Raw genomic sequence first — 12,605 nt, forward strand, 5'->3', positions numbered from 1 at the left:
AAGATGAGGTGATACACGCGGTCAGTCGAATTTTCTTTAAAGAAAGTTAAGGAATGGCGATCGACGGCGATCGCCATTCCTTAACTGGGGCTTGATTTCAACAAATCTAAGCCCCATTTATAGAGAGATGGAACTAACAAATTTTCTATTTTGACACCAGGGCTAACTTGTTTGAGAACAGAGAACATCAACGATTTTATTACCTCTGATTCTTCTGAAGAGGAGGCTGTAAATAAACCACATTCTGCCCAAATGGTCCGAATTTGGGCAAAAGTTAAGGATTCGGCATAATGAACAACTTTATTGCGTTTTTTGCGAATGCGGTTGAGTAACTTGTACCACTTATTATCTTCGGACAAATTGTGAGATCTGCGCCAACCTTCAATTAATTCTAGCAGTGATGGTGGATAGTTTTGACCTGGTATTTGAGTAATATAGCCTCTACTCATCCAGTTTTGTTCATCACATTGTACGCATAACAACCTCTCTACAATCTGAGTAAATTGCATGAAGGCTGTAGAGTAATTCCTTTTCAACAATGGAATTTCGATGAGAAAAGAAGATTCCCAAGTTTTAATCAATTGACTGTTATTAAATTGATGCAATTGTTCTTGCCAAGCTTGAATTTGTTCGTTACTAGTAACTTTTGCAACATCATTGGAACGTACCCAATTCTCGATCGCTATTAAAAATTTTTTTGTTTCCCAGTTGGTATATAATGCTAGAATACCTGCTAATTTATACAAACTTTTATATCGACTTTGGTGGGGTTTTAACCACAGTTGTGCTTCGGAAAAGTCCCCTCTTTCCCAAGCAGATATCACCCGCATCCGTTCTAAAGACCAGAAATGCTCTCCCATAGGAATCAGTTTAAAACTTTGAGAGTGCATTGCTGTTCTGGAACCATTAGGTAAAGTGTCAAAAAATAACTCCGGCTCTTGAGGGCTAGCATTGTACACTTCACACTGTCGGGCTAAAGCGGCTGCACAAATTTCCACTCCCGATGCAATAGCAGGCGCACAACCTTTGTTTTGTACCCACAGTACTAACTCTTTATCTTCTACAGGTGAGAAAAAATCCAATGCTTCTTGTAAGATTAAGACTTCTAATTCTTGACGAATTGCATCGCTATCATTGGCGCTAATTTTTGGGGCGTGGACATCGATTCTCACATGAGGACAAATACTTTTGATTTTCCCAGCCATTAATGCTGCTAGCCAAACAGTATCCAATCGTCGGTAAAACCAAGAAACTGTTTCTGGTTGATCGGTTCCCCACAAAATGATATGTTTTAACCCCCGTTCAACTCCTGTGGTAATAATTGTATGGTCTAAAAGAAGTTCTACTTGGCTAAAGTCTCCGCCAAGCCATTCCGTACAGTGTTCGTAATAGCGTTTGCCTAAATCTTTTGCACTCCAAGGATAAGTTTTATCTTGTTCTTCATGATTACCGCGTTCCAGCCCCAGTTCTTGATAAAGTTCATTAACATGATGCGGATAGCTTATATTACCATCAGCACCAAAAGAACGAATCACTCCATCTTTACAGCGCCATCCTATTTGACGAGTCCCCACAGTGATGATTAAAGTGTCTGCGCGATCGCAGTCTGTTGAGATAGTATTCATATAAAAAAATGAGTAGTATTGTTGTTATTTATACCCAAAAGATGTTTGTAGAGTCGTACAACATCTAAAACACCATGCGATTGAAATTGCGGCTACACAAGCGAAGTCTTACAACATCTCAATTTGAAACACCATGCGATTGAAATCGCGGCTACACAAGCGAAGTCCGCCTACGCGGACTTTGTTTGTAGAGCATCATCTAAGGAACTGGCTCTTGAGCAGCAACAGCACTCACGCCAAATAAATGCACAGCACCAGTCAAATTGTTGAGGTCTCGCAAAAAGCGAGAGCGGACACGATCGCCATTTGGTGTTTGTCCTCCCATGAACAAACAGACGATTTCTTGACAGTCTGTCTCTTCCTGTTTATTGGGTATTTTGACGCGTTTAATACTGACCCAGGAACAATGAGCATTTCCTCCACCCGCAGCATTCCCACCAAGATCGGGGTTGCGCTTGTAGTTTCGCGGAGCATTTTGCTGATAAATGAGGTACATACCATCTCCACGGGTAGCTTCTGCGTCACGTGATTGCTCCCAACACTTTTCCTGAGAGTTTAACGGATCTGTGTCGGGACCGGGAACAACATAAACAGCACACGTTGCTGGAGAGAAAACTTCTGCAGTTATGTTATTGTTATTCAACAAAACTCTATCATTCCAAAGTTGTTGAACAGCTATACGCCAGTCAGAGTATGCTTTTTGCCAAGTACTGGTGTCTAGAGGCAAGCCATAAGATTTATTTTCCCAGTTGTTAGTTGTTTTATTTTTAACCTTATGGGTTAAGGTTAAATAGGTTCCTCTTGCGGCACTTTTACCATTATTCATATGGAAGATGTGCAATGGTCTGCGCCAACCACGACCTACCCCGCCTACCATAACGGCAAATCGAATGATGGGTAGAATAACTTTATTTAAGATTTCGCTAGGAGCGCTGATTTGCAATCTTCCTTTCCATTGATAGAAGCTAGGTTGATTGGAGGAGCGATCGCACCAAGTTTGTCTCGGAAACATTTGCACTCGCACGCAACCTTTGTGGCTTTCTGGTTGTAAAGTACCAAACAGTTCACCAACGGTTTTTTGTGCATCGTCTTCAGACATCACACCTAAAAAAAATCGCAATACCCAACCCCGCAACCAACCCCGCCAATGAGAAGGGCGTAACTCCATGCTTGTCATACTCGGACCCGCATTACCCTGACTGTAAAGGTTAAATTCAAACTGCTTTACTGCATAACCGGGGTCAGTTTCCAGTTTAAGGGATCTTGAGAATTCAACAGTTCCATACCCAGAAGCAGTCCGACTCCCAACACCATATACGCCAAGTGCTTGCTGGACCCATTCCCAGACTTCTTGCACATCGTCATCTGTGACTTGTCCGGGAATTCCTCGGATAGCTACCGTTACTGTAATTTCATCTTCACCATTACCCAAAGTATAGAGGGACAAAGGCGTTCCTTGTCCTTCGTGATAGATTTGAAACGTCTCTTGAGGATTGACAATATCTAAGGTTAATTTAGTTGGTTGAGAGGGCCAAGCATCTAGAAACTCTATCTTACCAGGGCTGATGAGATCGTTGTTCTGATAGCCTAAAAGTTCGTTCATTCTTGGTAGAATTTCCGGACGTTGTTTTGCCCACGCTCTGACTAATCCTCGAATAGAAGATCCCGGTATGTAACCGTTGAGGGGCAAACATTTGAGTTGTTCCCAGTTTTGCCCAACGTTACGTTTATCTTCGGGACGACCATTATTGATGTGCCATGCACCGCAGGGTTCACCAGCAGAAACCATTGTTTCTAAGTCTGGATGAGGAAAAGAGCCAACCTTAGTACGCCACAGCAGAGTGAAGGTATCTTTTTTGAACAAGCCAGACTGCGATCGCAGTTGATGTTGTTTTTCTAATAACTCAATCAATTTCAGTCCAGAATACATTAATCCTCCTGATAGGCTCTTGCCCAAAAATTCCAATGATTGGCTAAAATCAGAGATGTACGCCACATAACTAAATATCGTTGCGGTTCCTCGTTAGCCATTTGTACAACTCTCTCCCTTAACTGTTCTCGTTGTGGAAGTTCGGCTTCATCTATCATCTGACCGAGTAAAGACTCCCACACAGGTACAGTGCGATCGCGGACTTCACCCCTCTGGGCATTTGACTGGTTTACATACCCAACTGCTGATAGCAATCCGAATACTCTCAAATGCTGAGACAAACGTAAGACAGCTGTAAGGTCATTTTTATCTATTTTTGGTTTTCGGGCAGTACGCAAGTAAGTTTGAATGTGTTTGTGAGCACTCAAGCTGATTTGTTCTGGCAATATTTTCAAAGAAGAAGACATATCTTTACAATTTTTTATGTACTTTTTTATACTTTTACGGCAATGTTTAACTGGGAAGGGACTGCGGTGTTACCAGTCCACCCCTGAACCCATCCACGTCCCACATTTGCTTGACCTCCAATCTGAAGTAATCCTTGCAAAACACCTATCAGCAAATTATGTTGATCTGATGTAACAGTTTTATCTTTCAGCAAACTGTAACCCCAAGGGAAATAAAGAATAGTATCTCTGGGAATGCAAACATCTGTCCAAAAAACCTCGGCTGAACCCGCTTGATTAACTCCATCTGTTTCGTCTTGTATTTTATTGCGAATTTGTGTCCAGAGAGAGTGTTCCATTAAAACTTGAAAATCAGCATCAGGTAAGACAATACGGTTTTGTTCCCAAGTAGGTTGAACAGCATTTCTCAAAGAATCTGACCACGTTCCTGCTAAAGATAGTACTTCTTTTTGCTTGTCAGACAAACGACCTACCTGAATCCGAGCATCAGCTACTACGTAATTTCCCGGTATAGTTCCAACAGGCTCGTTAGAAAATAATACAGTTTCTTGGCGTGCAACAAGTGCATGATCTCGAATCAGAGAGTGACAGCTGACCCAACAAAAGACATCTCGACCTCCATTCATTGACATGGTTCGCATCGGAACCCACAATAAGCGTGCATCACCAAACCATACCTGATGTACACCCATTTGACCCTGTTGGTCTAATTCTTTACCAAATAAAACGTTTGCAGCACTCCCATTTAAGAGTGTAACTTCTTCCCTAAGAGTTCCCCTTAAAGAAGAACCAGGAATATAGGGAAAATTTGTGTGTACTTCTCTGGCAATTTCTAAAATATTACCTAAATCTCCTTCTCCACCACAGTGAATTGGAGCAAGACTGTACATATACCCAATCCGAAAATCTGTCATTTTTGTTCTCACTTACTTTATGTGTGTTAGTTATGTTTGTACGCAATCCACAGTAATTCTGAATAACCAAGCTGTCTCCAGGAGTGGACTTTAGTATTGGGGTTATCTTGAAACAATGATTGAGGTTGATTCAGGTAATATAAAGTACCGGGGGGTGCAGCAAACACTTGCGGTGCGGGAATGCTTTGACTGGATTCGTCTTTGTCACGAAACCGACAACCGATCGGTATCGGTCTGTCTGTTGCAAAACTGACTAACTCCCCTGGGGTTTGGTTGCGATTGGCTGTATGGGCTAATCTCCACTCCCAAGGCGAAGGTTGACACAGACAAACCTCTCGACCGTTATTGCTGTCTTTACGTTCAAAGACTCCGGGTGTCACCAAGTAAGCAAGGGATTTACCATCCGTTTGGAAATTCCGGTCAGATAAATCTTGCAACGCATTCCACTGTTCGTCTAAGTTCGGACACCGGAGTAAAATGGCTCGATGTCCCTCTCCACCCAAACGCAGTGTTGTGGGAGTGTCTATTTCTCGATCTATACCAATGGCTAAACTCCAACCGGGAAGCAAGCGAATGGCATTCTCTACAAAATAACCGTCTGCGTCTTTGACTTGTTTTGTCCCTTCTGCAATGGCGTTATGAGAACGAGTTTCCACTGTCCAGGGTTTGTTTTCTCCGGAATATTTGACTTGCCAATGTATCGGTTGAATTTCCCCTGTCTTCAGGTACTCCTCAACAACCTCAAAAGGTAAATATTGACGGTACTTATCGGAAATACTTTCGCCGTGCTGACGCCAAGATGGTTTAACTAACGGACGGGGTTGATAGGGATCGGTCATTGCTTGATGCAAGTGCGAACCTTTATCCCAGTCTATGGGAATTAATGGAGTTGTCCCTACAAATCCCAACGGACGGGGAAAATACAAAGTCTCTCCACCAAAGCAAAAGAACGGTCCCGCAAGTCTAAATTTACTCCCCTTCCGGTTGATTAAAGCACTTAACGCCCCAGCAATAGTATGACCGTGAGGAGGAAATACACTACCAGCCCAAGCCCGTTCCCCAGGAGTAAAAGGTTTTGCATCTCGAAACAGCAAAACATCTAAAGCCGTTACCGTATACCAATACATCATGAATTATGAATTATGAATTATGAATTATGAAAGTTATGAATGATGAAAGTTATGAATGATGAAAATTATGAATTGGGGAGTTTGAGAAGAAGGATAGATATCGCTAAATTTTGTGTTTTTTGGTTTTGACAATAATTGCTGTAATTATTGCAATAATTTCCTCGTTCTCTTGCATAAGAAGGTTTAGGCGATCGCTAGTAACAATATTCGATTTAGCTAGTAACCGAAGCCAATATAAACTTTCTCTAGCTTCTTTTTGGGCAATGGTTAACTTGTGAATAAAATCAGGTTTGCTTTCACCGGATTGAGCTTCTTGTATATTGGCTCCAATGGAAGTTGCCGATCTTAAGTATTGTTTTCCTATTATATTACCTGCTTCATCTTTTTGTCCTTGGATATACTGAAATAATTTGATGGCTCTTAAAGCATACTCAAGAGTTCGCTCTCGAATATCCCATGTTTTTATATTCCCATCATTCATAAACTTTTCCTGTCATGACTCCATCCTTTATTATTCCCAATTCATAATTCATAATTCATAATTCATAATTTTTTCCTGTTATCACGCTATCCTTTATTATTTTCTAAGACTTACGCAATCTCAACGCCATTTGGGTATTTTATATGTTGTCGATCCCCCCAACCCCCCTTACAAAGGGGGACTATGGGTAAGTCCTATTTCCAATTCATAATTTTTCCCTGTCATGAATCCATCCTTTATTATTCCCAATTCATAATTCATAATTCATAATTCATAATTCTATAATTCTTTGTCGGACAGTAAAAGCTGCAAGCTTTAACCAAAGCTCTACCTCTGTATCCCCCTCTTTGCGTCTCTGTGGTTCAATAAAGCAAACTTCCAAAAACTCAAACAAAGCTTTTTGAAACTTCTCTTTCAAATCCCCATCCCCTTGTAAAAGTTCCCGACGATCGCAAAAGGCGTGTGTCCAAGGTGCAACAGCTTCTTTTACGGGTGCGGGATGTTGGCTCCACAAATTAGCAGCTTGTTCAAAAATGGCAGCATCTATATCAACTAGATTCAGTAATTCTTGCCATTTATGAAATACTAAAAACTTAGCAGTTGCTTTGAGAATATTTCCATTACCGTACAAAACCCGTACTTGGACGGCATCTTTTGCTTTACCATCAGGAGATATATGGTCTTTTGCTTCCTTTTCTGCTTCCCACATATTCTCTAACGTAATAGCAAGGGGTACGGAATGATGCGCGATCGCAATCCCAAAGCTAATTGTTGCTCGTTCCCCCATTGTAAATAAAGGTCGTTTGGCAATAGAATTGGCGGAATGAGTTGCTGGTAATTGCCAGTAATCACCCCGGCTTTGAAACTCACCTCTTGGATCTTCTTTTCCTTGGAAACATTGGCGGATATCCCAAAGCCATCTATCCCATTCCCAAAGATTGGTGTAGGCTAAGACATCATCACCACCGCCATATATCAGGCGTCCCGCATAGCGTTGTTCGGTCAGGTAAGGAACAAGTTCATTGGAGAAGTCCAACAAAGCACGGCTGAGAGCGTTGTGAGTGGAAGGTCCGATGCGTTTCTGAGTTGTGAGAAACTCTTTAAAGCGCTGGGCTATTGATTGGTTTCTCTCCTTGTCACCCTCTTCCATTTTCTGAATTTGATTCTTTAAATCTTGGGGGATGTAATCAAGGTAATCTTTGAGTGGTATTCCTTTAAGCCATTGACTCATTCCGTCACCGTCCCCAGCTGCTAGCACGTACCAACTTGCAGGGTTGTTGTTGGGATAGAACCTATCTATGACTTTTTGAATGCTACAACGGTAATCTTGTTTGAGTTCTTCAATGTTTGGTGCTTCGCCATCCTCTACCAACCAGCCTGCATTCAGCAGACGGGGATGATTTTTCTTAGGTAAGGTGCGGCGATTATCTATCCAAGGAATTCCCCATTTGCTTCTCATACCTTCTATGACTTCTTGAGTCCACTCGAACTCATGCATGATGGTTTGACAAGCTTGGTTGAAGTGTTTCCAATGGTCTAGTCTTTCTGTCTCTTCCATGACTTTGAGATAGCCTGCAACTCCGGCTGTCAAATCTGGGTAAGAGGCTTCTATTTGTTCGGTATCTTCTAAAGTTAATAATTCTGGCAGAATTTTCTCCAAACAGCGCTTGACGGTTTCGGTAGCATTGAGTTGTTCTCTACCATCAAACAAGCCTGCTTGTCTTTGCCAGCATTTTTTGGTGTCTCCTTCACTCACCCAGTCTTGTTGGGGATGAACAACGGGACCAATACCGGATACGGTGGAACGAGGACCAAAGGCTGTTGGAAGTTGCCAGTTTCGGGCATTTTTGACTGATGTTAAAGTGTATCTGGTTTGATCGAAAATGCTAGCCCACCAAGAACCAACATTGATGCTAAATTTTCTGTGTTGAGTGTCAAAACGGAGTTTGGCAGCTTCTAGAAGAAATTCTCGTTCTTTTGGTTTAAAGAGTGTTTGTTCGTCTTGTAAGTTATAGGCTTGGTTTTGGGTATCTATCCATTGTTGGAATAAGGTTTCTTTTTCTTCTTCAAAACAAATGGTATTTTTTAGCTGTAAGCCTTTTTCGTCTTTACCAATAGGCATTGCAGCCCAGTAAAACTGCCATTGGGATTGCAGCCAGCCTTCCCATGTTTTGCTATCGGCTTGTAAGTTTGGCATCCAATGACGGTTGTCTTGTAATTCTTCAAAAACTAACTTGCTAATTTCTTGCCATGCTTGCTTGACTGTCTGTTCTGCCGTTTGCATGGCTGCTTTAACTTTGTCTTTTGGCAGAATGAGGACTATAACGTTGGGAAATCCTGCTGTTAGGAGCTTGCGATCGCATGGTTTATCGATCCAGTCTTTAAAATCTGGGTATTTTTGTAACAACCAGTGATCTATGAGTGGTTGTTGGAACAGACTGGGATATAACAAGGTATCGGGACCGTATTGTAAAGCCAGTTGCCAGGAGACTTTGGCACAAAGGTAGTGCAGTATCCAAGAACCCGCCCAGAAATCGCGCATTTTGCGACTGGCTTTTATCAGTTCTTGGACTGGCGTGAAGGTAAAGCTTGCTAAGTAGGGATGGGATAGGGTATTTTGTGAAGACCAACGTTTGAGTTGTTCTGTTGTCAGATCGTATCCGGCTAATGCACCTGAAAGGGCGGCTGTTATACTGGCGTGACTCCAAATGGAACTGTCTGGAAAGCGGGTTTCCGCAGGCATTAGGATGAGAGATTTATCCTGAAATTCTTGGCAAACAGCTTCTGGCAAACAACGCCACAGCCACCAGTGGAGCTGTTTGTAATTTTCCTTTTTCTTTGCTTCGGTGGGAATTTTATCCAACAAGTTTTGTTCTTGTTTTTGGAGATATTCGCGTCGGTTTTTGAGGACTTCCGAGTGCTGTGGAATTTTGAAGTCTAGTTTGGCTCCCGAAAGTAGGTGGGCAATTTCCAAGCCCCTGTCATTGTAGCTGACACTTTGAATGATACTGCCGATGGCACCGCGATCGCTAGCTGAAGAAATCCAGTCTGCTTGGTGAATGTGTTTCATGACTGTACCTCCTGAAGATTCAGGGTTCCAGCCGTTGTCAACCCAATTTTGCATCACTGGCAATTGTTGCCAGAAGCTATTTTCACCTCGTCCCGATCCATTGTTATGTAGTGCTTTTAGCACGGGGTCATGGAGTAATCCCCAGATTTTAGCTTGCCAGTATGCTTCTGACACAGGCGAATTCCTTATTGTGGTATCCAGTATGGATTGTATGAATTGATATCCCTGAATGTCCAATAACAGCCAATATTTCTGAAGAAAGATTTTGATTATCCAAACTGGCTTCCCGTAAGGTTTTCAGCTACAAACGACACCTCAAATGGATATTTTCTTTTTGTTGACTTTTTTAAAGTTTTGTGTTTTTCATCTTGAATTTAATGCGACGGACTGCGACAAGAAGAATTTGGAGATTGTTTAATTTGGAAATCCCTTAGCAGCAAAGATATCTTCTGCTGTCAAGTTTAACTCTGGAAATGTGGGTGATACGATGCGTTCGCGTCCCCGAAACTGCATCATTTGATATTCCTCTTCAACCAAAGAATAAATAAAGATAGTGGGTTGTTTGGGATTGCCAGTAAATTTTTTACTACCTAAAGCCAAATAATCAACAATCCAATATTCAGGAATTTTCATACCTTCGTAGACTCCATACTTTGTATAGTAGTCATCCCGCCAATTTGTACTAACGACTTCAATAACTAATGGAATGGAATCACCTTGAGTTACAGTAGACTCTTTTTCCCATAGCGGTTCATTCACTAAATTATTACGGTTTAGTACGAGCACATCCGGTGAATAACCAGATTCATTTTCTAAAGGTTTCACTAATGCTACTTTAGGTATAAAGAAAGGGAGTTTTAATCTTATATACTCAAAGGTAAGTAAAGAGCTATAAATCCTATAATTTCTTCATATTTTCCTAGTGGTTGTGGCATTTCAATAATGACTCCATCATGTAGTTCGTAACGATTTCCACCTGCGGGTTTCCATTTCACGAATTCTTCAAATGTCATGTGATTATTTCCAATCAATTAGTTTCCCTAGCAAGTAGGGACAGTTTTAAGTGCTAAGGAACGGAATAACCCACATTCCGCACTTCAAAATGTAGTATAAAGAGTCACATAATTCTTTTCCAATATATGTAAATAAAAGTACACAAATTTTTTCAGTAATTGGGCATTGAGTTGGCATGAACAAATAAACCAAAAGCAAAGTAGAAAGCGGCTAAAAAGCTGATGAATAATTGATTTCCAGCTTTTGATAAAACTAAATATACATTGCTTAAGTTCAAGTGGGACAATCAGAAAAACTCAAAAATATTTGAGAGGTAAAAAATGTTCCCAATCTCAGATGCAAAAATTAAGAATATCGACCACTTAGGAATAGTAGCTGGGTTGATTGACGAAATAGGAATAGTTGAAACAATAAATTCTAAATTAGGAATAGATCCCCGAGAGAAGATTTCATCAGGAATATTGGTGAAAGCGATTTTAATCAATGGATTAGGATTTGTATCAAGACCTTTATATTTATTTAACCAGTTTTTTGAAGATAAAGGAATCGAAATATTATTGGGTTCAGATGTAAAAAAAGATTATATAAATGATGATAAACTGGGAAGAGTTATGGATAAATTATATAGATATGGATTGAATAATCTGTTTATAGAAATTGGATTATCAGTGATTAAAAAATTTCAGATAGATACAAAATATTCACATCTAGATGCGACATCATTTCATTTGCATGGAGAATATAAAAGTGGAGAAAAGCAGGAAAAAAAAGAAGAAGTAAGTAGAGAAAGACCAATAATTGTAACCAAAGGATATTCTCGTGACCATAGGCCAGATTTGAAACAATGTATTTTAGATTTAATTACAAGTAGTGATGGAGATATACCGTTATTAATGAGAGCGGGAGATGGGAATGAAGCTGATAAAGCTGTATTTGGAAAAATTTTAGTAGAGTTTAAAAAACAAATAGATTTTGAAAGTATTATGGTTTGCGATAGTGCATTATATAGTCAAGAAAATCTCCAATTAATCGAACATCTAAAATGGATAAGTAGAGTACCGATGACAATTAAAAAAGCACATGAATTAGTGAAGTCTGTAGAGATAGAAGAGATAAGTGCATTATATAGAGATAAAAGAGCAGCTCTAAATTTAGATGGATATAAGTGGAAAGAAGAAATAGTAAATTATGGTGGAATTAAACAAATATGGCTAATAGTAGAAAGTCAAAAAAGAAAAAAAAGTGATTTAGAAAAGCTAGAGAAAAAGCTAAAAAAAGAAAAAGAGAAAGTTGAAAAACTGCTGAAATCTTTAAAAAAAGAAGATTTTGAAACGCCGGAGCAAGCCAGATACAAACAAAAAAACATCAATAAAAACTTGAAACTATTTGAAATTAAAAATGTTCAAATTTTTGAAAGTCAATCAAAAGAGAATCAGACTATTTATAAAATATCAGGAGTCATTCAGGAAAAAATAGAAGAGATAGAAATCCAAAGAAAAGAAGCAGGAAGATTTATTTTAGCGACTAATTTAGTAGACGAGACTAAGTTAGAGCCAGAAGAAATTCTCAGAAATTATAAAAATCAACAATCATGTGAACGAGGATTTAGATTTCTGAAAGATCCATTATTTTTTGCTGATAGTTTTTTTGTAGAAAATCCTGAAAGAATAGAGACGATGTTATTTTTAATGTCTCTGTGTTTATTAGTTTATAATCTTGGTCAAGGAACTAGAAACAGCTTAAAAAAGTCAAAATAGGAATCAAAAATCAATTAGGTAAATTAACTTTCAGTCCTACATTAAGGTGGGTATTTCAATGCTTTCAAGGTATTCATATTTTAATTTTAAACGGTGTTAGTCAAATAGTTAATTTAACAGAAGAGCGTCATTTTATTTTGAATAATCTGCCATCATCTTGTCAAAATATTATTTACTTTCTTAATTTAAACAGTATATGGAGAGTGAATAAAAATTTATCAATCCCGAGGAAATCATAATTATTTCTCCAATTTCTAGTGCTTAAATAACCTGTTCT

At 39.6% G+C, this 12,605-nt stretch carries 7 protein-coding genes and 2 pseudogenes; 1 reads left to right on the forward strand and 8 read right to left on the reverse strand.

Annotated features, from left to right (window positions below; genetic code table 11):
- Positions 1 to 80: 80 nt before the first annotated feature.
- The 8 genes and pseudogenes from HC643_RS11620 to HC643_RS11655 form a co-directional block, all read right to left on the reverse strand.
- A complete protein-coding gene (locus HC643_RS11620; RefSeq protein ID WP_038089416.1) occupies positions 81 to 1,625 on the reverse strand; it encodes a hypothetical protein in 1,545 nt (514 codons plus the stop codon).
- A 199-nt stretch (positions 1,626 to 1,824) separates the two neighbouring features.
- Positions 1,825 to 3,555, reverse strand: a complete 1,731-nt coding sequence (locus HC643_RS11625) for an RAMP superfamily CRISPR-associated protein (RefSeq protein WP_038089414.1) — start codon at positions 3,553 to 3,555, stop codon at positions 1,825 to 1,827.
- On the reverse strand, positions 3,555 to 3,962 hold the full coding sequence (locus HC643_RS11630; protein ID WP_050045695.1) for a hypothetical protein: 408 nt from the start codon (positions 3,960 to 3,962) through the stop codon (positions 3,555 to 3,557). Before HC643_RS11630 ends, HC643_RS11625 begins: the two co-directional genes overlap by 1 nt.
- A gap of 26 nt (positions 3,963 to 3,988) precedes the next feature.
- Positions 3,989 to 4,876, reverse strand: coding sequence for a type III-B CRISPR module RAMP protein Cmr4 (gene cmr4, locus HC643_RS11635; RefSeq protein ID WP_038089411.1), 888 nt, complete (start codon positions 4,874 to 4,876; stop codon positions 3,989 to 3,991).
- Positions 4,877 to 4,902: 26 nt separating this feature from the next.
- Positions 4,903 to 6,006, reverse strand: a complete 1,104-nt coding sequence (locus HC643_RS11640) for a type III-B CRISPR module-associated Cmr3 family protein (RefSeq protein ID WP_237265867.1) — start codon at positions 6,004 to 6,006, stop codon at positions 4,903 to 4,905.
- Positions 6,007 to 6,109: 103 nt separating this feature from the next.
- Positions 6,110 to 6,487: a four helix bundle protein gene (locus HC643_RS11645; RefSeq protein WP_038109565.1), complete on the reverse strand. Its 378-nt coding sequence runs from the start codon at positions 6,485 to 6,487 to the stop codon at positions 6,110 to 6,112.
- A 271-nt stretch (positions 6,488 to 6,758) separates the two neighbouring features.
- A complete protein-coding gene (cas10, locus tag HC643_RS11650; RefSeq protein WP_038086145.1) occupies positions 6,759 to 9,731 on the reverse strand; it encodes a type III-B CRISPR-associated protein Cas10/Cmr2 in 2,973 nt (990 codons plus the stop codon).
- 240 nt (positions 9,732 to 9,971) lie between these two features.
- Positions 9,972 to 10,570, reverse strand: a pseudogene (locus HC643_RS11655) (Uma2 family endonuclease).
- A gap of 321 nt (positions 10,571 to 10,891) precedes the next feature.
- Here HC643_RS11655 and HC643_RS11660 point away from each other — a divergent pair.
- Positions 10,892 to 12,567 (forward strand): annotated as a pseudogene (locus HC643_RS11660) (IS1634 family transposase).
- Positions 12,568 to 12,605: the final 38 nt, after the last annotated feature.

The sequence above is a fragment of the Tolypothrix bouteillei VB521301 genome (assembly GCF_000760695.4).
Lineage (GTDB): Bacteria > Cyanobacteriota > Cyanobacteriia > Cyanobacteriales > Nostocaceae > Scytonema > Scytonema bouteillei_A.

Excerpts from the sequence above, each read along its gene's own strand:
- HC643_RS11620 (WP_038089416.1), bottom strand. The coding sequence starts at position 1,625 with ATGAATACTATCTCAACAGACTGCGATCGCGCAGACACTTTAATCATC.
- HC643_RS11625 (WP_038089414.1), bottom strand. The coding sequence starts at position 3,555 with ATGTATTCTGGACTGAAATTGATTGAGTTATTAGAAAAACAACATCAA.
- HC643_RS11630 (WP_050045695.1), bottom strand. The coding sequence starts at position 3,962 with ATGTCTTCTTCTTTGAAAATATTGCCAGAACAAATCAGCTTGAGTGCT.
- cmr4 (WP_038089411.1), bottom strand. The coding sequence starts at position 4,876 with ATGACAGATTTTCGGATTGGGTATATGTACAGTCTTGCTCCAATTCAC.
- HC643_RS11640 (WP_237265867.1), bottom strand. The coding sequence starts at position 6,006 with ATGATGTATTGGTATACGGTAACGGCTTTAGATGTTTTGCTGTTTCGA.
- HC643_RS11645 (WP_038109565.1), bottom strand. The coding sequence starts at position 6,487 with ATGAATGATGGGAATATAAAAACATGGGATATTCGAGAGCGAACTCTT.